At 67.5% G+C, this 19,968-nt stretch carries 20 protein-coding genes; 10 read left to right on the top strand and 10 right to left on the bottom strand.

Going from position 1 to position 19,968, the window contains the following annotated elements; translation table 11 throughout:
- Positions 1 to 44: 44 nt before the first annotated feature.
- The 3 genes from frr to ACEN9K_RS08275 all read left to right on the top strand — a co-directional run bounded on the left by frr (position 45) and on the right by ACEN9K_RS08275 (position 2,226).
- Positions 45 to 602, top strand: coding sequence for a ribosome recycling factor (gene frr, locus ACEN9K_RS08265; protein WP_018771654.1), 558 nt, complete (start codon positions 45 to 47; stop codon positions 600 to 602).
- Complete coding sequence (locus ACEN9K_RS08270) at positions 602 to 1,522, top strand: phosphatidate cytidylyltransferase (RefSeq protein ID WP_018771655.1); 921 nt, start codon at positions 602 to 604, stop codon at positions 1,520 to 1,522. The genes frr and ACEN9K_RS08270 overlap by 1 nt, the downstream gene beginning before the upstream one ends.
- A gap of 119 nt (positions 1,523 to 1,641) precedes the next feature.
- Positions 1,642 to 2,226, top strand: a complete 585-nt coding sequence (locus ACEN9K_RS08275; RefSeq protein ID WP_018771656.1) for a DivIVA domain-containing protein — start codon at positions 1,642 to 1,644, stop codon at positions 2,224 to 2,226.
- A gap of 21 nt (positions 2,227 to 2,247) precedes the next feature.
- Here the strand turns inward: ACEN9K_RS08275 and ACEN9K_RS08280 are convergent, their stop codons facing one another.
- The 5 genes from ACEN9K_RS08280 to ACEN9K_RS08300 are packed head-to-tail and all read right to left on the bottom strand — an operon-like array spanning position 2,248 to position 6,760.
- Complete coding sequence (locus ACEN9K_RS08280) at positions 2,248 to 2,940, bottom strand: hypothetical protein (protein WP_495635533.1); 693 nt, start codon at positions 2,938 to 2,940, stop codon at positions 2,248 to 2,250.
- Positions 2,941 to 2,944: 4 nt separating this feature from the next.
- Entirely contained in the window at positions 2,945 to 4,408 is a 1,464-nt protein-coding gene (locus ACEN9K_RS08285; RefSeq protein ID WP_377204789.1) for a sodium/solute symporter, read from the bottom strand.
- A gap of 52 nt (positions 4,409 to 4,460) precedes the next feature.
- Positions 4,461 to 4,832: a DUF485 domain-containing protein gene (locus ACEN9K_RS08290; protein ID WP_018771659.1), complete on the bottom strand. Its 372-nt coding sequence runs from the start codon at positions 4,830 to 4,832 to the stop codon at positions 4,461 to 4,463.
- Positions 4,829 to 5,545, bottom strand: a complete 717-nt coding sequence (locus ACEN9K_RS08295; protein ID WP_018771660.1) for a LytR/AlgR family response regulator transcription factor — start codon at positions 5,543 to 5,545, stop codon at positions 4,829 to 4,831. Before ACEN9K_RS08295 ends, ACEN9K_RS08290 begins: the two co-directional genes overlap by 4 nt.
- 33 nt (positions 5,546 to 5,578) lie before the next feature.
- Complete coding sequence (locus tag ACEN9K_RS08300) at positions 5,579 to 6,760, bottom strand: sensor histidine kinase (protein WP_056390028.1); 1,182 nt, start codon at positions 6,758 to 6,760, stop codon at positions 5,579 to 5,581.
- 232 nt (positions 6,761 to 6,992) lie between these two features.
- Between ACEN9K_RS08300 and ACEN9K_RS08305 the strand changes: the two genes are divergently transcribed.
- Together ACEN9K_RS08305 and ACEN9K_RS08310 are read left to right on the top strand one after the other, a co-directional pair.
- Complete coding sequence (locus ACEN9K_RS08305; protein ID WP_056389964.1) at positions 6,993 to 7,373, top strand: DUF485 domain-containing protein; 381 nt, start codon at positions 6,993 to 6,995, stop codon at positions 7,371 to 7,373.
- Positions 7,370 to 8,986, top strand: coding sequence for a monocarboxylic acid transporter (locus ACEN9K_RS08310; protein WP_018771663.1), 1,617 nt, complete (start codon positions 7,370 to 7,372; stop codon positions 8,984 to 8,986). The genes ACEN9K_RS08305 and ACEN9K_RS08310 overlap by 4 nt, the downstream gene beginning before the upstream one ends.
- A 140-nt stretch (positions 8,987 to 9,126) precedes the next feature.
- On the opposite strand, the gene ACEN9K_RS08315 is transcribed toward ACEN9K_RS08310, so the two are convergent.
- The 4 genes from ACEN9K_RS08315 to ACEN9K_RS08330 all read right to left on the bottom strand — a co-directional run bounded on the left by ACEN9K_RS08315 (position 9,127) and on the right by ACEN9K_RS08330 (position 11,488).
- Positions 9,127 to 9,747 carry a hypothetical protein gene (locus tag ACEN9K_RS08315; RefSeq protein WP_196804799.1) on the bottom strand — a complete coding sequence of 207 codons (621 nt, stop codon included), beginning with the start codon at positions 9,745 to 9,747 and terminating at the stop codon, positions 9,127 to 9,129.
- Between the two features lie 2 nt (positions 9,748 to 9,749).
- Positions 9,750 to 10,154 (bottom strand): DUF4383 domain-containing protein, encoded by a 405-nt coding sequence (locus ACEN9K_RS08320; RefSeq protein WP_056389952.1) that lies wholly within the window; start codon positions 10,152 to 10,154, stop codon positions 9,750 to 9,752.
- A gap of 170 nt (positions 10,155 to 10,324) precedes the next feature.
- Positions 10,325 to 10,870 carry a hypothetical protein gene (locus ACEN9K_RS08325; RefSeq protein ID WP_018771666.1) on the bottom strand — a complete coding sequence of 182 codons (546 nt, stop codon included), beginning with the start codon at positions 10,868 to 10,870 and terminating at the stop codon, positions 10,325 to 10,327.
- 144 nt (positions 10,871 to 11,014) lie between these two features.
- Positions 11,015 to 11,488, bottom strand: coding sequence for an Lrp/AsnC family transcriptional regulator (locus ACEN9K_RS08330; protein WP_018771667.1), 474 nt, complete (start codon positions 11,486 to 11,488; stop codon positions 11,015 to 11,017).
- Between the two features lie 192 nt (positions 11,489 to 11,680).
- Between ACEN9K_RS08330 and pdhA the strand changes: the two genes are divergently transcribed.
- From pdhA to ACEN9K_RS08345, 3 genes are read left to right on the top strand one after another with little or no spacing between them, the layout of a single operon-like run.
- Entirely contained in the window at positions 11,681 to 12,850 is a 1,170-nt protein-coding gene (gene pdhA, locus ACEN9K_RS08335; RefSeq protein WP_056389949.1) for a pyruvate dehydrogenase (acetyl-transferring) E1 component subunit alpha, read from the top strand.
- Complete coding sequence (locus tag ACEN9K_RS08340) at positions 12,850 to 13,860, top strand: alpha-ketoacid dehydrogenase subunit beta (RefSeq protein WP_018771669.1); 1,011 nt, start codon at positions 12,850 to 12,852, stop codon at positions 13,858 to 13,860. Before pdhA ends, ACEN9K_RS08340 begins: the two co-directional genes overlap by 1 nt.
- Positions 13,857 to 15,293: a dihydrolipoamide acetyltransferase family protein gene (locus ACEN9K_RS08345; RefSeq protein WP_495635534.1), complete on the top strand. Its 1,437-nt coding sequence runs from the start codon at positions 13,857 to 13,859 to the stop codon at positions 15,291 to 15,293. The genes ACEN9K_RS08340 and ACEN9K_RS08345 overlap by 4 nt, the downstream gene beginning before the upstream one ends.
- Positions 15,294 to 15,301: 8 nt before the next feature.
- Here the strand turns inward: ACEN9K_RS08345 and ACEN9K_RS08350 are convergent, their stop codons facing one another.
- Positions 15,302 to 15,982: an SACE_7040 family transcriptional regulator gene (locus ACEN9K_RS08350; RefSeq protein WP_082581696.1), complete on the bottom strand. Its 681-nt coding sequence runs from the start codon at positions 15,980 to 15,982 to the stop codon at positions 15,302 to 15,304.
- A gap of 144 nt (positions 15,983 to 16,126) precedes the next feature.
- Here ACEN9K_RS08350 and ACEN9K_RS08355 point away from each other — a divergent pair, with 144 nt between their 5' ends.
- Together ACEN9K_RS08355 and ACEN9K_RS08360 are read left to right on the top strand one after the other, a co-directional pair.
- A complete protein-coding gene (locus ACEN9K_RS08355; RefSeq protein ID WP_134164477.1) occupies positions 16,127 to 17,734 on the top strand; it encodes a carboxyl transferase domain-containing protein in 1,608 nt (535 codons plus the stop codon).
- A gap of 7 nt (positions 17,735 to 17,741) precedes the next feature.
- Positions 17,742 to 19,967 (top strand): acetyl/propionyl/methylcrotonyl-CoA carboxylase subunit alpha, encoded by a 2,226-nt coding sequence (locus ACEN9K_RS08360; protein ID WP_495635535.1) that lies wholly within the window; start codon positions 17,742 to 17,744, stop codon positions 19,965 to 19,967.
- Position 19,968: the final 1 nt, after the last annotated feature.

The raw sequence follows: 19,968 nt of genomic DNA on the forward strand, positions 1-19,968 counted from the left end.
GGGAACCGGCGCCCCGGACTGCACCAGAACCGTCAGGAGAGACCGTGATCGAAGATACCTTGCTTGAGGCCGAAGAGAAGATGGACAAGGCGGTTGAGGTAGCCAAGGAAGACTTCGCCTCCATTCGTACCGGTCGCGCCAATCCCGGCCTCTACAACAAGGTCCTGGTGGACTACTACGGCTCTCCCACCCCGCTGCAGCAGCTGGCCTCCTTCGCCATCCCGGACGCCCGGACCATCCTGATCACCCCGTTCGACAAGTCCGCCATGCGCGACATCGAACGCGCACTGAGCGATTCCGAGGTCGGCGCCAACCCGTCCAACGACGGCAACGTCATCCGGATCACCATCCCGGAGCTGACCAAGGAACGCCGCAAGGAATACGTCAAGATCGTCAAGACCAAGGGCGAAGACGCCAAGATCTCCATCCGCAACATCCGCCGCAAGGCAAAGGAGACCCTTGACCGCCTGGTGAAGGACGGCGAGGCCGGCGAAGACGAAGGCACCCGCGCCGAAAAGGAACTGGACAGCCTCACCAAGGCACACGTGGACGGCATCGACGAGCTGCTCAAGCGCAAGGAAGCAGAGCTGCTCGAAGTCTGATGGGCCAGGCAGATCAGGCCCCCGCACCCAGGGCGCGCACACGGGGGAAGCAGCCCAGGAGCAACCCGACGCCAAAGGCCGGGCGGAACCTGCCCGCCGCCGTCGTGGTGGGCCTGGCGATGCTGCTTGCCGTCCTGGGCGGCCTGCTGTTCATCCCGCTGGCTTTCGTAGCCATCGTCGCGGCCTTCGCCGTTTTTGGCGTGTGGGAGATCTACCGGGCGTTGGAGCACAACGGGACCAGGATGCCCATCGTGCCGGTCATGACCGGCACGGTGGCCTTGCCTTTCGCCGCCTACTTCGGCGGCATCGAGAGTCAACTGTTTGCCCTGCTCCTCAGCGCCGTGGCAGTCCTGCTGTGGCGGTCGATCGAAAGCGCCGCCGGATCGGCCAACAGCATTTTCGCCGGTGTCTTCACGCTGGGCTGGGTACCGTTCTTCATCAGCTTCGCGGCACTGCCGCTGCATGCGGCCGGTACCACGCCGCTGGGGCTTTGGCCCGGCGGCGCCGCCCCCATCGGTGCGTGGGAGATTGCCGTCATGCTGCTGCTGGTGGTCTCCAACGACACGTTCGGCTACCTCGTGGGCGCGTCCATCGGCAAGCACCCCATGGCGCCGAAGATCAGCCCCAAGAAATCCTGGGAGGGATTCGCAGGGTCCGCGGCGGGCGCCATGCTGATCGGCGTGCTGGCTGCCATCTTCGTGCTGGACAAGCCCTGGTGGGTAGGAGTGGTGCTGGCGGTGGGAACCGTTGCCGCGGCCACAGCCGGTGACCTTGGCGAATCCATGGTCAAGCGTGAACTGGGCGTCAAGGACATGAGCAGCATCCTGCCCGGACACGGGGGTGTCATGGACCGGCTGGACTCCATCGTCTTCGCCTCGCCCGTGGCCTTCATCCTGTACGGGCTCGTGGCCGGCGCATAACCCATCAGTCCCGGCACAACCGGGCGTCCGACATAAAAAGGGCCCGGGCGGCTGAAGCAACCCCGGCATCCTAGACTGGTGCGGAAGCACTACGGCTGAAGAGCATTGAAGGAATCGAAGTGGCATTGGACATTCATCGGCAAATCCCTGCGTCCTTTGAGCGCGTGCAGCGCAGTGAGTACGGGTACAACGCCAAGCAGGTGGACGAGTTCCTGCAGCGGGCGCGGGTCTCGCTGGAAACACCCCATGCCGCCACCGACCCCGTCAACAGCGCCGATGTCAGGGCCGTGTCCTTCGACCCCGTCAAGGGCGGCTACTCCGCGGCCGTCGTGGACGCCGCACTGGACCGGCTGGAGGACGCCTTCGCCCGCCGGGAACGGGATGAGCTCATCGCGGCCCAGGGCGAGGAAGCCTGGCTGCGCGAGATCGGAAGCCTCTCCGGCATCCTCCGGGGACGGCTGCACCGGCCGGACGGTGACCGCTTCCGCCGGCCCACCAAGAAGAAGGCCCGCAGTTACAACACGGCCGACGTCGACCGGCTGTGCCACGAACTTGTCGCCTACCTCGAACAGGACAAGCCGTTGAGCGTGGACAGCGTGCGCCGCGCAGTCTTCCGCCCGGCGGTTGGCCAGGATGGCTACGAGGAATCCCAAGTGGATGCCTTCCTGGACCGCGTCGTCGAACTGATGGCTGCCATCGACTGACGGGGCCACGCCCCGCAGCCGCTATTCCCGGTCCCGCGGCGGAGTGGGGGAGAGCGGCGCAAAACGACGCCATACATCGCGATAGCCCCTGTACCCCTTCACGGCGGCCACGCCGAGGAACCCTGCACCGCATGCGGCGCCCGCCACAAGGGCTGCCGCCATACCCGCTCCGGCCAGAGTCACCAGCAGGCCCGAAAGGATGGCAATCAAGGCGGCGTTCGCCGTCGCCATGAAGATCATGCTGCTGCCCGCCACATGGCTGAAGCTGCCCCTGCCCCCAAAGAAGTAGTACGTCTGCCGGGAGCCTGGCTCGTCGTCGTGGTGCGCAGCCATCAGGTACGGTGCCACTCCCGGATCAAGGTCCACGTAGGCAGCCCGCAACCTGTTCATTGCCGTGACGTACATGAGGTCCTCGTGCGCCACGTTCATGACCCGGAGCTGGGTCAGGAACCCGATCGCCACGTCGATGAAGAGAATAACCACGGCCAGCAGGACAAAGGCATCCGAAAACCCTGTGGCCTGCCCCACCAGCGCCACGCTGACCAGGCTTGCCGACGTAAAGGTGAGGAACATGCTGATGCGGGTCAGTACCTCGCCTTGGGCCGTGCTGCGGGATGCCAGCAGGCCCCAGTGTTCCGTGGCGAGCAGCTGCGCACGCACGGAGGCCGGAACTGCACCATGCTGGTCGGACGTACCGCCGTCCTGGGTGGACATGGCGTTATTGTCCTCCCGGCCCCCGTTCGGTGGCCAGCGGCCGCTCCGGGGTATGGAGGCGGGTCATGATCCGCGGCATCGTGGCGGGAACCCGGTGGGAGGTGGCCCGGGACACGATGACCATGACGGCGAAGGCGGCAGGCACGCTCCACGCCGCAGGCTGCGCGAGCCACGCGGGTGTCTGCACCGAACCGGTCACGGAGCCCGCAATCATTGCCCCGCCGCACAGCACCCCGCCGGTCAGCATGCCGGCGATGGCCCCGGCGTCGGTCAGGCCGCGCCACCAGATGCCCAGCAGCAGGACTGGGCACACGGTGGAGGCGGTGAAGGCGAAGACCAGGCCCACGCTGCCGGCCAGTGCCAGGGATCCCGTCATGAAGGCAAAGCCAAGGGGGACGACGGCGGACACGACGGCGGCGAGGCGGAAACCGCGGACGCTGCCGCCCAGGACGTCCTGGCTGATGACGCCGGCAAGCGACACCACCAGGCCCGACGTGGTGGACAGGAACGCGGCGAAGGCGCCCGCCACCACCAGGGCAGAGAGCAGGTCCCCGGGCATCCCGCCGACGAGTTCACCCGGCAGCCGCAGGACCATGGCGTCAGGCTGTCCGGAACGGGCCAGGCCGGGTGCGTACATGCGGGCCACCAGGCCGTAGGCCGTGGGGAAGAGGTAGAACACGGACAGCAGGCCCAGGACGATCAGGGTGGTGCGCCGCGCCGAGTGCCCGTCCGGATTGGTGTAGAAACGCACCAGCACGTGCGGCAGCCCCAGGGTGCCGAACAGCAGGGCCACCAGCAGGGACACGTTCTGGTACAGCCCGGCGGGTGCCAGGTCCGTGGGGTTGACCGCCGGCGCGGACTGCGGCTGGGCCCCGTGGCCCGCCAGCACGAAGATGATGAACAGGATGGGCACGGCCAGGGCTGTCAGCTTGAGCCAGTACTGGAACGCCTGGACAAAGGTTATGGACCGCATTCCGCCCGCCACCACCGTCAGGCAAACCACCACCACGACGGCCACGGAACCCACCCAGGACGGCAGGCCCGTGGCGATGTGGATGGTCAGGGCCGCTCCGTGGAGCTGCGGGACGATATACAGCCACCCCACCACGACCACCACCAGGCTGGTAACCCTCCGCACCGTCCTGGAAGAGAGCCGTGATTCTGTAAAGTCCGGGATGGTGTAGGCGCCCGAACGCCGCAGCGGCGCGGCGACGAAGAGCAGCAGCATCAGGTAGCCGGCGGTGTATCCCACCGGGAACCAAAGCGCGTCTGTCCCGGACAACAGGATGAGCCCGGCCACGCCCAGGAAGCTGGCGGCGGACAGGTACTCGCCGCCGATCGCCGACGCGTTCCACCACGGCCGCACGGTGCGCGAGGCAACGTAGAAGTCCCCCGTGGTGCGTGAGATCCGCAGCCCGTAGAAACCAATAATGGCCGTGGCAAGGGACACCACCGCCACGGCTGCCATGGCGACGCCGGCATTCACCCGTACCTCACCGGGTTGTGGTGCGAACGCGTGTTCATGGTTCGCCGGCCAGGTCCCGGTAGCGGGCCTCGTTGCGCGCCGCAGTCCTGACGTACAGCCAGGCGCTCAACCCGATCACCGGGTAGATCCCAACCCCCAGCAGGAGCCATCCGAACGGGAGGCCGCCGATCCGGGTTTCGGCCAGGCCGGGAACCACCACAAGGATCAACGGGAAAGCGGCAAGGATCAGCAGGAAGCCGCCCGCCACCACCAGGGCAAGCCGCAGCTGGGACCTGATGAGGGAGCGGACGAACACCTGACCCACCTCGGAATCCTGTGCGGCTTCACGCGATTCGAGCGAACGCCGCCCGCCCTGCGCCGGGGACCGGGGGAAAGCGTGCGGTGCGGTGACCCGGACGCGGCTCATGCGTGCGGCCTGATCCTGGTGGCCTCCAGCCTTTCCCGCACGGTGGGCAGGTGCCGCCTGCTGATGGGGAGGCCCGCGCCCGCCACCGTGACGCGCGGCCCGTCGGCCGCCAGCTTCATTGAGGACACATGCTTCAGTGCCACCAGGTAGGAGCGGTGGGTGCGGATGAAGCCGGCGTCCGCCCATTGCTGTTCAAGGTCGGCCAGCGGCACCCGGATGAGGTAGCTGGCATCGGCGGTGTGCAGCCGCGCGTAGTCCCCCTGCGCCTGGACGTAGGTGACGTCGTCGCGGCGGATCATCCTGGTGGTCCCGCCCTGGTCAACCGTGATCATCTCCGGTGCCGCGCCGCCGTCGCGCAGTTCACTGATCCGCCCCACGGAGCGGGCCAGGCGCTCGGCACGCACCGGCTTGAGCAGGTAGTCCACGGCGGCGAGTTCGAACGCCGCCAGGGCGTGCTCCTCGTCGGCGGTGACAAAGACAACGGCCGGGGGATTGCTGCTCCGGGCGATGGCGCCGGCGATGTCCAGGCCGGACACGGCGGGCATATGGATGTCCAGGAAGACGGCGTCGATGCTCCCGGCGGACAGGGCCGTGAGTGCTTCAGCGCCGGACGTCGCCCGCAGCACCTTGCCGATGCGTTCGTCCCTGCCCAGCAGGAACGCCAGTTCCTCAACGGCGGGCAGCTCATCATCAACGACGAGGACGTTAATCATTCTCCTAGGGTACTTCCAGCTGCAGCGGCCGCCTCACGCATCGTGCCCGGGCTGGGACTTTGGCACCCGCATGGTGATCAGCGTTCCCTCACCGGGCGCGGTTTCCACCACCAGTCCATGGTCGTTGCCGTACACCTGCCGGAGGCGGGCATCGACGTTCCGCAGCCCCACGTGGTCCCCGTCCGCATGCCCCGCCAGCACCGACCGGAGCTGCTCCGGGTCCATTCCCACGCCATCGTCCTCAATGGTGACTTCCGCGAATGCGCCGGCGTCCTCGGCGGTGATGCTGATATGACCGGGTCCCGCCTTGGCCTCGAGCCCGTGCCGGACGGCGTTCTCGACCAGTGGTTGGAGGCTGAGGAAGGGGATGACGGTGCTGAGCACTTCGGGGGCGATGCGCAGGCTGACCTGCACGCGCTCACCAAACCGGGCCCGTTCCAGCAGCAGGTAGCGGTCGATGCAGCGAAGCTCCTCTGCGAGGGTGGTGAAGTCGCCGTGCCGGCGGAAGGAGTAGCGGGTGAAGTCCGCGAACTCCACCACCAGCTCCCTGGCCCGTTCAGGGTCCGTATTGATGAACGACGCGATGGCGTTCAGTGAGTTGTAGATGAAGTGCGGGCTGATCTGGGCACGCAGCGCCCGCACTTCCGCCTCCATCAGCAGGGTGCGGGACGCGTCCAGTTCCGCGAGCTCCACCTGCACCGCCACCCAGTCGGCCACTTCCCCCGTCGCCCTGACCAGGCCCGCCCCGGCGGAAGGAGCGAAGGCGGCCACGGCGCCGACTATTCGGGTGCCGGCCCGCACCGGGGCGACGACGCCGGCAAGGCGGCCGCCCGTTCCGTCCACACCTGCGGAGAGGACAGCGGTCCGGCCCGACGAAAGGACCCCTGCGGCGAGTTCCATCAGGTGCGGCCGGATGTCCTCGGCGCCCCCGTCCCAGGCCAGCACGCCGGACGTGTCCGTGATCGCCAGGGCGTCGCAGCCCAGGAGGGTGCGCAGCTGCCGGCTGGCTTTGGCAGCGCCGGCCGGGTTCAGGCCGCGGCGCAGGTGCTGCCCGGCCTGGGATGCCGCGTGGAGCGTGTGGTAGGTGGCGCGCTCGGCGTCAGTGCCAAGGTCCCTGAAGGAGCGGAGCACCTTCAGGCCCACGCCGACGACGACGGCAATGGCCATGGCGATCACCGCAACGGCCGCAGCGGTGAGGAGGGGGGAGTCCGGCATGGTGCCCAGCGTAGCGGCGGGTGCCGTTTGCCGCAGCATCGCGACCGTTGAGCGACCGTGGGCGGCGAAGTTCTGGAACGGGCAGGCCGGCAGCGGCAGAGTGATTGGTGTCACATCTGCGGTGTTCCTGTGCAGTGCCTCTGCGCAGTGTCCCTGTCCGAAGCCCCAGCCCGGGGCCTTCGTCCCAGGGCCTGCCGCCCGGTGTGTACCGGCAACTCAATGAGGAGGAATCATGGGTAATGATGCCCATACTCCGGACGCAGCGGCGTCCGTGGACTTCGAGCAGGTCCAGTCGACGGGGCAGTTCCAGGAATTGCGCAGGCGTCACCGCAGCTTTGTCTTCCCCATGGCAGTGGCCTTCCTGCTGTGGTACTTCGCCTATGTTCTGCTCGCCGACTACGCGGTGGGGTTCATGTCCACCAAGGTCTGGGGCAACATCAACGTGGGCCTGATCCTGGGCCTGCTCCAGTTCATCTCGACCTTTGCCATCACCGGCTGGTACGTCCACTACTCGAACCGGAAACTGGACCCCATCGCCTCGGAAATCAGGCATGAGATCGAGGGCCACGAATTCGATAAGAATGGAAACCGAGTGGGCGGAGCCAACAAATGATCGCAATCCCAGCCGCGGTGGACGTTGCCGCCCTCAAGGAAACCACCCTTTTGAACATGGGCATCTTCGGCCTGTTCGTGGCCGTGACCATGGTGATCGTGTTCCGCGCCAGCCGCAACAACAAAACTGCCGCCGACTACTACGCCGCCGGGCGTTCGTTCACGGGCTCGCAGAACGGCACCGCCATCGCCGGCGACTACCTGTCGGCAGCATCCTTCCTGGGCATCACCGGTGCCATCGCCATCAACGGCTATGACGGCTTCATGTACTCCATCGGCTTCCTGGTGGCCTGGCTGGTGGCGCTGCTGCTGGTGGCCGAACTGCTGCGCAACACCGGCAAGTTCACCATGGCCGATGTGCTCTCCTTCCGGCTGAAGCAGCGCCCGGTGCGGATCGCGGCCGCCATCTCCACCCTGGCCGTCTGCTTCTTCTACCTGCTGGCCCAGATGGCCGGTGCGGGAAGCCTGATTTCGCTCCTGCTGGGCATCAGCGACTGGGGCGGCCAGGCGCTGGTGATCGTCGTCGTCGGCGCCCTCATGATCATGTACGTCCTGATCGGCGGCATGAAGGGCACCACCTGGGTCCAGATCATCAAAGCCATGCTGCTGATCGCAGGCGCCGCAGTCATGACCCTGTGGGTCCTGGCCATCTACGGCTTCAACCTTTCCGCCCTGCTGGGCGGCGCGGTGGAGACGGCCAACAACCCGGCCGTGCTCAACCCGGGCCTGCAGTACGGCAAGACCGAGACCTCCAAGCTGGACTTCATGTCCCTGGGCCTGGCGCTGGTCCTGGGCACGGCAGCCCTGCCGCACGTCCTGATGCGCTTCTACACGGTGCCCACGGCCAAGGAAGCGCGCAAGTCCGTGGTCTGGTCCATCTGGCTGATCGGCCTGTTCTACCTGTTCACCCTGGTGCTGGGCTACGGTGCTGCGGCCCTGGTGGGTCCGGACACCATCAAGGGCGCCCCGGGCGGCGTCAACGCTGCCGCCCCGCTGCTGGCCTTCCACCTGGGCGGGCCGCTGCTGCTCGGCTTCATCTCCGCTGTCGCCTTCGCCACCATCCTGGCGGTGGTGGCAGGCCTGACCATCACGGCTGCCGCATCCTTTGCGCATGACATCTACGCCAACGTCATCGCCAAGGGCAAGGCCGACGCGGCGACTGAAGTCCGGGTGGCCCGGCGCACCGTGGTGGTAATCGGCATCCTGGCCATCCTGGGCGGTATCTTCGCCAACGGCCAGAACGTTGCCTTCCTGGTGGCGCTGGCCTTCGCCGTCGCCGCTTCAGCCAACCTGCCCACCATCATCTACTCGCTGTTCTGGCGGAAGTTCACCACCCAGGGCGCCGTGTGGAGCATGTACGGCGGCCTGGCCGCGGCGATCCTGCTCATCGTGTTCTCCCCGGTGGTTTCCGGTGCGAAGACCTCAATGATCCCCGGGGCCAACTTCGCCCTCTTCCCGCTCAGCAACCCGGGCATTGTGTCCATTCCGCTGGCCTTCTTCCTGGGCTGGCTGGGCACCACCCTGGACAAGAGGACGGAAGACCCCGCGAAGCAGGCGGAAATGGAAGTCCGCTCGCTCACGGGCATCGGAGCCGAAAAGGCCGTGGACCACTGACAGCCGGACCACTGACTGGCTGGCCACTGGTGGATATGCCGGCAGCGTCGGCATGACAGCGAAGAGCCTCCAGCCGCATACCGCGGCCTGGAGGCTCTTTGCGTTTGCCGCCCCCCGCGCGGTTTACCGGAAGGGGGGATTCAGTGCTGGTGGTGGCCGCCCGGCGCCGGGTTCCCGTGCCCGCCGTGCGGGACGGCGTACTGGCCGGCCGTCGAGGCGGCGAGGCCCGGCGTCGCAATCCCTGCCACCAGGACGGCGCCGGCGAAAGCTCCCAGCAACAGCCGGCCCGGCCGCCCTCCGGCCCCTGCGGACGGAACCCGCGGTTCGCGGTGCTGCCGTTCGCGCTGGAGCCACCCGAGCGACGCGAGGATCATCAGCGTGAGCAGCAACGCCGAAAGGTGGGTCAGGCTGAGGCCCGAGGCCGGGCCGGCAACGGGAGGTGATGCCATCGCGGCCAGGTGGACGGCGGCTGCACCGGCCAGCACATACCGCGACTTCCGGCCGCCCGGCAGCCGGTCCCTTGCCAGGAACACCACGGCAGCGGCGAGCAGCATCAGCCCCCAGGCCCCGGCCGCAACACCTGCGGCAACCGCTGGGGTGGCCGCAGGTCCCGCTGCTGCCGAAAAGATACTGGACGAAATGGCGAGGTTGACCGATCCCGCACCAAAGCCCGCAAACCCGGTGACGAGTCGAACAGCACTGCCCGCCTGCAGGCCTGGCTGGTCCGGCGCCATCGGCCGGACCGGTACCGGGACCGCCACGGCTAAGCCCTTGCGGTGGCCGGGGACTTGTCCAGCGACAGGCCCACGCCGAGGAGGAGTACGGCGCTGGCGAGGTGCAGGACGTTGTCGGCGCCGTTCAGGGCGATGATGTTCAGCGGCGAGTTGAGCAGGAACAGACCCACGATGCCCACCAGGAGGTAGACGGCGCCTACCGTGGCGTTCACGGTTCGGGCGGTGGCCGTTCCGCGAAGCCCGGCGAAGAGCAGCGCGGCGCCGATGGCCAGGTGGATGACGTTGTGCAGCGGATTGACTTCGAAGATGATGAGGTTCGCGCCTTCGGTGGCGGCGAAACCGACGCCGGACGTGACAGCGAAGCCCAGGAGGCCCACCAGCAGGTAGACGGCTCCGAAAACGGTGGCGACGAGGCGGTTGGGTGAGTTGCGCATGGCCGGTTCCTTCCGATAGGGCGGGCAGCAGTTCCCGCCGGATAAACAGGCCCCTGGTCGGGACCCTCGGAAGCGATTCGGATCATGGCCGCGCATGGATGGGTAAAAAGATCAGTACCCTTTCCACTTTCCCGATCGGTGCCGCGCTGCCCGGGGCGCCGGCCGTCCGGCTAGGCTGCCGGCCGCAGTTTGATGTTGGTCATCAGCAGCCGGTCCGTGCCTTCGAAGCGGTAGGCGAGGTCCACCTTCTTGCCGGTGCAGCTGATCTGGCCCACTACCTCGGCCGACTTCATCCCGTTGTCGGTGGCCACCTTGAGCTCGTTGTAGGCGGGCTGGCAGGAACTGTCCATCTCCAGGCTCTTCACCCCTGAGATGAAGGCCTCCTTGGAAAGCTGCTTCTGCAGGGCCGGGTCAAGGTATTCGTCATAGGCGCGGGAGGTGTCGCCGGCGATGACTTTCCTGGTGAAGCCGTCCGCCAGGCCCCTGGCCTGGTTGGTGGCGCTTCCCACCACGTTCACCAGGATGACGACGCCGAGGATCACCAGGAGCAGCACCCCGCCGATGCTGCCAAGGATGATCCACAGCCTCCGCCGGCTCCGCTGCCGGGGCGGTTCCCCCGGGAGGCCGAACGGGGCGGGCTGCTCCGGCAGTGCTGGAAACTGCTGTGGCGTGTAGCCCGCCCGGCCCTGCCGGTACGGATCCTGGGGACTGCTCAAAAGGGAGGCCTCTCGTCTGACAGGCGCTGTGGCGCCGGCGTACTGGCCCGGGCCTCTCCCGGCCCGGCATATGACGGAATCCAGCCTATAACCCTGCCCCCGCCGTCGTGCGTGCAGCGCCGCGCGAAAGGTCCGGTGCCTGCGCTATGCGCCCTCCGTGCCGCGGTCCAGCAGGGGCTGCACCCGGAAGGGGATCAACTCACCCATCGCCAGGGCGGTGTCAGCCCGCTCCACGCCATCACAGGCCAGGATCTTGCCGTTGATACGGAAGAGATCCTCTGCGTCCCTGGCCACCACGCGCAGCAGCAGGTCCGCTGATCCTGTCAGCCCGTAACCTTCCAGCACCTCGGGGATGGCGGCAATGTCCTCCGCCAGCTGCCCGAGCCTCTGCTGTTGCACGTGGACGGAGATGAAAGCCATGAGCGGATACCCCAGGGCCACGGGATTGATGCGCCGTTCAAAGGACAGGAAGACGTGCTTCTTTTCCAGCTGGGCCATGCGCGCCTGGACGGTATTGCGGGACAGACCCAGCTTCTGCGCGAGGGCCACCACGGTGCGGCGGGGATCCTGCGCGAGTGCCGACAACAGGCGGGTGTCAGTGCCATCCAAAGCTCGCATAATGCGCAACGCTAGCACGGTGCCAGCTCTCCAGACAGGGCATCCTGCTCAATAAGCGCCGCAGTGGTTGTACCCGTTGGGCATTGTGAGTAGGGTCACAGTATCTGGGGCAATGACGCCCGGAAGGCCGGTGGCGGCAGGGCCAAAAGTCCGCAAACCACGGGTCAACGACGTACGAAGGTTGCGGCAATCGTGTCTACAGACGAAACGGGCCCTGGCGGCGCAAAAACCCCCGAAAGCACGAAAACCCCCGGCGAAGCCGGACCGGATCTCCTCCAGCTGATCACCCCGTCAGGTGAGCGCATCAGCCACCCGGAGTTTGATTTCTGGGTCCGGGACATTACCGACGATCAGTTGTGCTCCCTCTTCGAGGACATGACCGTCATCCGCCGGATCGATGTGGAGGCCACGGCCCTGCAGCGGCAGGGTGAACTGGCCCTGTGGCCCCCGCTCCTGGGCCAGGAGGCAGCCCAGATAGGGTCCGGAAGGGCGTTGCGGGCGGACGACTTCGTGTTCTCCAGCTACCGCGAGAACGGAGTGGCGTACTGCCGCGGTGTTGACCTGACCGACCTCCTCCGGGTGTGGCGGGGGAACGCCTCCGGCGGCTGGGACCCGTACAGCATCAACATGGCAACGCCGCAGATCATCATCGGCGCCCAGACCCTGCACGCCACGGGCTACGCTATGGGGATCCAGAATGACGGCGCCGACGCCGTGGCCGTTACCTACTTCGGGGACGGTGCCACCAGTGAGGGCGACCTGAACGAGGCCATGGTGTTCGCCGCCAGCTTCCAGGCCCCGGTGGTGTTTTTCTGCACCAACAACCACTGGGCCATCTCCGAGCCCGTACGGCTGCAGACCCACATCCAGCTCGCGGACCGGGCCACGGGTTTCGGCATCCCAAGCCTGCGGGTGGACGGAAACGATGTCCTGGCGGTCATGGCTGCCACCCGGCTGGCACTGGACCGGGCCCGTCGCGGCGGCGGCCCCACCTTCATCGAGGCCGTCAGCTACCGCATGGGCCCGCACACCACCGCCGACGATCCCACCCGTTACCGGGACGCCAATGAACTGGAGGACTGGGCCGCCAAGGACCCCATCTCCCGGCTGGCCGGCCTCCTGGACCGGAAGGGAATCCTGACCGCGGAGCTGCAGCAGCAGGTCAAGGACAAAGCCGATGCCGTTGCATCGGAGATGCGCCGAGGATGCACCACCATGCCGGACCCCCAGCCCATGGACATCTTCAAGCACGTCTACAGCACGCCCAATTCCTGGCTGGAACGCCAGCAGGAGCATTACGCCCGTTACCTGGCGTCCTTCGGTGACCCCGACGGAGCCGTTTCCAAGGAAGGTGCACGCTGATGACCCAGTTGACCTTTGCCCGTGCCATCAATGCAGGGCTGCGCAAGTCGCTGGAAAACGACTCCAAGGTGGTCCTCCTCGGCGAGGACATCGGCGCCCTGGGCGGCGTCTTCCGGGTGACGGACGGCCTGCAAAAAGACTTCGGCAAGCACCGGGTGGTGGACACCCCGCTCGCGGAGTCCGCCATCGTGGGCACCGCCGTAGGCCTGGCCTACCGCGGCTACCGGCCCGTGGTGGAGATCCAGTTCGACGGCTTCATCTACCCGGCGTTCGACCAAATCGTCAGCCAGGTGGCAAAACTCCACTACCGCACCCGCGGGGCGGTCAGGATGCCCATCACCATCAGGGTGCCGTTCGGCGGCGGCATCGGCTCGCCGGAACACCACTCCGAATCCCCGGAAGCCTACTTCACCCACACCTCAGGGCTTCGGGTGGTGACCGTGGCCAACCCGCAGGACGCATACACCGTGATCCAGCAGGCCATCGCCTGCGACGACCCCGTGCTGTACTTCGAACCCAAGCGCCGCTACCACGACAAAGGCGAAGTTGACGAGTCCGTGGACCCGAGTTCCGCCCTGCCCATGGACAAGGCACGCGTGCTGACCGACGGCAGCGACGTCACGTTGGTGGCCTACGGGCCCCTGGTCAAGACAGCCCTGGATGCCGCCTCCGCCGCGGCGGACGAAGGCATCTCCATTGAAGTCATCGACCTGCGCTCGCTGGCGCCCGTGGACTATGAGCCCGTGGTGGCGTCCGTGCGGAAGACCGGGCGCCTGGTGGTGACGCACGAGGCCGCACAATCCGGCGGGCTGGGCGCGGAAGTGGCGGCCAGCATTACGGAGCGCTGCTTCTACCATCTGGAGGCCGCTCCGGTGAGGGTGACCGGGTTCGACATTCCCTACCCGTACTCCAAGCTGGAAATGCACCACCTGCCGGGCCTGGACCGCATCCTCGATGGCGTGGACCGCGCCCTGGGCCGCCCCAATTCCCTGAGCGGGCTGGAAGGATGAGCGCCACCATGATCAAGGAATTCCGGCTCCCCGACCTGGGTGAAGGACTCACGGAGTCCGAAATCCTCAGCTGGAAAGTGGCCGTTGGCGACACCGTCAGCCTGAACCAGGTCATCGCCGAAGTGGAAACCGCCAAGGCCGTGGTGGAGCTCCCGTCGCCGTTTGCCGGCGTCATCAAGGAACTCCACGAACAGCCGGGTTCCGTGGTGGAGGTGGGCAAGCCGATCGTCTCCTTCGAGGTGGCGGACGACGCCGGTGCGTCACCTGCGCAGGCGCCCGGCGCCTTTTCGCCGGGGATGGGGGAGGCAGCACCCCCGGAAGCTCCAAGCGCAGGGGAGACGCCGAAACGGGAACCCAACCTGGTGGGGTACGGCGCCGTCGTCGAAGGTTCCGGCCGGCCAACGCGGCGGCCGCGGAACTTCGCCCCGGTGGAGGCTTCCGGGAACCTGGCGCCGGTGGTTGAGCCCGCCCGGCCTGCCGATGTCCAGGTTGCCGATGTCCAGGTTGCCGATATCCAGGTTGGCCATGTCCAGCCTGCCGAGCGACCCCGGTCCACGCCTCCCGTCCGCAAACTGGCCAAAGACCTGGGAGTTGACCTCGCGCAGGTGCACGGCACAGGTCCCGGCGGGCTGATCACGCGGGAGGACGTCCAGGACTTTGCAGGGCACGAGGGCGAGCCTGCTGCGCCGCCGGCCGGACCCGTGCCGGTAGCCGGTGGAACCCGGCCGGCGGAGCGGGAGACCCGGACTCCCATCAAGGGCGTGCGCAAGTTCACCGCGGCGGCGATGGTGCAGAGCGCCTTCACCGCTCCGCACGCCACCGAATTCCTCACCGTGGATGTCACGCCCAGCCTTGAGTTGCTGGCGAAACTCAAGAACAGCAGGGAGTTCTCCGGAATCAGGCTCACCCCGTTGACGCTCGCTGCCAAGGCCGTCCTGGTGGCCGTGCGGCGGAACCCGGCGCTGAATTCCCGCTGGGACCAGGACAACCAGGAGATCGTCACCTTCAACTACGTGAACCTGGGCATTGCCGCCGCCACACCCCGCGGACTGATGGTCCCCAACATCAAGGACGCCGACGCCATGGCGCTCCCGCAGCTTGCCCAGGCGCTGACAGCGCTCGCGGAAACCGCCAGGGCTGGCAAGACCCAGCCCGCTGACCTGTCCGGCGGTACCATCTCCATTACCAACATCGGCGTATTTGGCATCGACGCGGGTACCCCCATCCTCAACCCGGGGGAGGCGGCGATCCTGGGCCTGGGTGCGGTGCGGACCATGCCGTGGGAGTACAAGGGCGAGGTGGCACTGCGGCAGGTGCTCACGCTGAGCCTGTCCTTTGACCACCGCCTGGTGGACGGCGAACAGGGGTCCCGGTTCCTGGCCGACGTCGGAGCGATCCTTGCCGAGCCGGGAATGGTCCTCACGATGGTCTGACCGGGGGACTAGGCGCCCCGTTCGGCTGTAGGTGCGCTGTCCACCATCAGGGCTGCCAGTGCCATCCGTTCAAGCAGGGGGCGGGCAACCCCGGCCGCCAATCCGGTGCCGTGGCGCCGGACGGAGTGCGGCGTGGAGTTGATCAGGCCGAATGTCGCGTGGGCCCGCATGCGCAGTTCAGCCGCACCGATGCCGGGGTGCACCTTGCCCAGGATGTCCACCCAGACCTCCACGTAGCTGCGCTGCAGGGTACGCACCGCGGACTGGTCCTGCTCCGACAAGTTGCTGAAGTCACGGTCCTGCACCCGGATTACGTCCGGTTTTCCGAGCGCGAAATCCACCTGGAATTCCACCAGTTGGCGCAGGGCAGCCAGGGGATTGGGCGTGCTCTGCGCCACCCGCCGCCCGCCGTCCAGCAATTCCTGGCTCACGGTGACCAGGAGGTCGGCCAGGACGGCCTGCTTGCCGGGAAAGTGGCGGTAGACCGCAGGGCCGCTGACGCCTGCCGCCGCGCCGAGGTCCTCCAGCGAAACGCGGTTGAAGCCATTCAGCGCGAACAACGAGGCCGCGGCGGACAGCAAAGCCTGCCGCCGGTTCTCCTTGGCCTTGCCGCGCTGGGTTGTGGGAGCGGACTGGGTTGTGGGAACGGGCTGGGTGGCAGGGGCCGGCTGCACTGTATTGCTGCGCACTTTTCCTCCTTGGACCCCGCAGATTCTAGCAAGGCAGCAGTGTGTTGGACATCACAGTTAATCGAGACTAACCTGAATTTCAGTTATTAGTCACTAACCGAGTTGGCTTGGGCCGGCTTGGCCCACCCTTAGGACGGACCGTCGATGGAGACCCTGGCCACCCGGCTTGATCCCGCAAGCGAGTCCTTCCGCGCCAACCGGGAAGCGCAGTTGTCGCTCGCCGGCGAACTGCGGAAGAGGCTGGCGGATGCAGCGTTGGGCGGGCCCCGGAAGTCGCGCGAGCGGCACGTGGCCCGCGGCAAGCTCCTGCCGCGGGACCGCATCGACCAGTTGCTGGACGCGGGCAGCCCGTTCCTGGAGATCGCACCGCTGGCCGCCAACGGCATGTACGGCGATGACGCACCCGGTGCCGGAGTCATCGCCGGCATCGGCCTGGTGCACGGCCGGCAGGTCCTGGTCATCTCCAACGACGCCACCGTCAAGGGCGGCACGTACTACCCCATGACCGTGAAGAAGCACCTCCGCGCCCAGGAGGTCGCGCTGGAGAACGGCCTGCCCTGCATCTACCTGGTGGATTCGGGCGGGGCCTTCCTGCCCAAGCAGGACGAGGTCTTCCCGGACAGGGACCACTTTGGCCGGATCTTCTACAACCAGGCGCGTCTCTCAGCCGCCAAAATTCCACAGATCGCTGCCGTGATGGGGTCCTGCACGGCCGGCGGCGCCTATGTCCCCGCCATGAGCGACGAAACCGTCATCGTCCGGAACCAGGGCACCATCTTCCTGGGCGGACCGCCGCTGGTGAAGGCGGCCATCGGGGAAATCGTGACGGCCGAGGAACTCGGTGGGGGCGAGGTGCACTCCCGGGTCTCGGGTGTGACGGACCACCTGGCCGAAAATGACGAGCACGCCCTGCAGATCGTCAGGGACATCGTCTCCACCCTGCCGCCTCCCGCCGCGCCCGCCTGGCAGGTGGAGGCCGCCGTCGAACCCGCCGTGGACCCGGACGGGCTCTATGGTGCGGTGCCCACGGACGTCAATGCTCCCTACGACGTCCACGAGGTGATTGCCCGGCTGGTGGACGGCAGCAGGTTCCATGAGTTCAAGAAGGACTACGGCACCACGCTGGTCACAGGTTTCGCCCGGATCCACGGGCACCCGGTGGGAATCGTGGCCAACAACGGCGTCCTGTTCAGCGAGTCGTCGCTCAAGGGCGCGCACTTCATTGAACTGTGCGACCAGCGCGGTATCCCCCTGCTGTTCCTGCAGAACATCTCCGGCTTCATGGTGGGCAGGGACGCCGAGCAGGGCGGCATCGCCAAGAACGGCGCCAAGATGGTGACGGCCGTTGCCACCGCGCGGGTCCCCAAGCTGACCGTGGTGATCGGCGGCTCCTTTGGTGCCGGCAACTACTCCATGTGCGGCCGTGCCTACTCGCCGAGGTTCCTGTGGATGTGGCCTGCTGCCCGGATCTCGGTGATGGGCGGCAACCAGGCCGCCAGCGTGCTGGCCACCGTTAAGCGGGACCAGTATGAAGCGGCGGGGGAGGACTGGCCGGCCGATGACGAGGAAGCGTTCAAAGCGCCCATCCGGCAGCAGTACGAGGACCAGGGCAGCCCCTACTACTCCACTGCACGGTTGTGGGACGACGCCGTCATCGATCCCGCCGATACCCGAACCGTCCTGGGCCTGGCGCTCGACGTCGTCTCCCGCACCCCCCTGCCGGAGACCTCCTTCGGCCTCTTCCGGATGTGAGCCAGCAATGACCATGCAAACCAACACAGCTACAACCGGGGAAGTCCCCACCGCAACGGCCGACGGCAAGCCCCTCTTCGGCACCGTGCTGGTGGCCAACCGCGGCGAAATCGCCTGCCGCGTCATTCGGACGCTGCGGCAGCTGGGCATCCGTTCGGTCGCCGTCTACAGCGATGCCGACGCCGGCGCCCGGCACGTGCGCGAAGCCGATGCCTCCGTGCGGATCGGCCCCGCCGTTGCAACCGAAAGCTACCTGAACGCGGACGCCATCGTGGACGCGTGCCGGCAGTCCGGGGCGGAAGCGGTACACCCCGGCTACGGCTTCCTGAGCGAGAACGTGGACTTCGCCAGGGCCCTGGAAAAGGCCGGCATCACGTTCATTGGCCCGGGCGTTGAAGCGCTGAACGTCATGGGTGACAAGATCCGCGCCAAGAACCACGTGGCGGGGTACGGCGTGCCCGTCGTCCCCGGCATTGCCAAGCCCGGCATGACGGACAGCGAACTGATGGAGGCTGCTGCCGCCGTCGGCTTTCCGCTCCTCATCAAGCCGTCCGCGGGCGGCGGCGGCAAGGGGATGCACGCCGTCGAAAACCAGGCGGACCTGCCCGCCGCCCTGGCCACGGCCCGGCGCGTCGCCGCCGCCGCATTCGGCGACGACACCCTGTTCCTGGAGCGCCTGGTGACCACCCCGAGGCACATCGAGGTGCAGGTGCTGGCGGACAGCCACGGCAACGTCATCCACCTCGGCGAGCGCGAATGCTCCCTCCAGCGGCGGCACCAGAAAGTCATCGAGGAAGCCCCGTCGCCCCTGCTCGAGGGCCTGCCCAACGGCCCCGAAGTGCGCGACCGGATTGGCGAGGCCGCCTGCAACGCGGCCCGCAGCGTGAACTACGTGGGCGCCGGGACCGTGGAGTTCCTGGTCTCCGATGACGCGCCGGACGAGTTCTTCTTCATGGAGATGAACACCAGGCTGCAGGTGGAACACCCCGTCACCGAAATGGTCACGGGCATCGACCTGGTGGAATGGCAGGTGCGGATCGCAGCGGGCGGGGAGCTGACCGTCCGCCAGGCGGACGTGGAGCTTTCCGGCCACGCCGTGGAGGCAAGGGTCTACGCTGAGGTGCCCCAAAAGAACTTCCTCCCGTCCACCGGGACCGTGCTGATGCTCGACGAACTGCCCGCCGGCACCCAGGGGCGGGTACGGGTGGACTCCTCGCTGGTGGAAGGCCTGGAACTGTCGGCGCACTACGACCCCATGGTGTCCAAGGTGATCGCCTGGGCCGGGGACCGTGCCGCCGCCCTGGCCGCCCTGGATGGTGCCCTGGCCGGCTACACGGCACTGGGCATCGAGACCAACGTCGAGTACCTGCGGCTCCTGGTCAACGACTCCGACGTCAAGGCAGGGCACCTGGACACCGGGCTGATCGAACGGAAGCTGCCCGGACTGGAATTCCGGCGCATCGGGAACCCCGAACTGGTGGCCGCCGCGCTGTTCGTCCTGTCGCTGCAAGCACAGAACACCCCCGGCCCCGGCCCCGGGCGCGGGCCGTGGCAGGGCAGGAATGGCTGGCGGCTCGGCGCAGCGGCATCACGCCGGATCAGCCTGGGAACGCCCGACGGCGGTGTGGCCACCGTGCAGGTCGGCGGCAGTCCCAATGGGGGAGCCGGAGCCGTGGTCGCCGTCAACGGCGGTCCGCAGCATCCGGCCGCCCTGCAGTGGTCCAGCCGGCAAGGCCTCGAACTTGACCTCGATGGCCAGCACCACGGCTACCGGCTGGCTGCGGACTCCACAGGGGCTGCCGTCCAACCGTGGGATAACGCGGTGCCCGACGGCCCCACACAGCTCTACCTCGGCAACGACGGCTGGTCCTGCCGCCTGGACGTACTGACCCGGGAGGCGCGGCTGGAACGCGTGCTGGCCGCCATCCAGCGGCAGGAAGGGGCGGCCGACCCGGAGGTGCGCTCGCCGATGCCCGGGACGGTCGTGGCCGTCCCGGTGGCCGACGGGGACGCCGTCCAGGCCGGGGAAGTCCTGGTTTCCGTGGAGGCCATGAAGATGGAGCACCACCTGGTGGCCCCGCTGGCCGGGACGGTCCACCTGGCCACCCGTACCGGTGACCTGGTGAAGGCCGACCAGGTGCTGGCCACCATCCATCCCGCTGCCACCGGCGTAAAAACAGACAGCACAGAAACAGCAACAGACGCAGCTGCAATCCAAGGCGAAGGAGCCTGAC

The sequence above is a fragment of the Pseudarthrobacter sp. Pseusp20 genome (assembly GCF_059492155.1).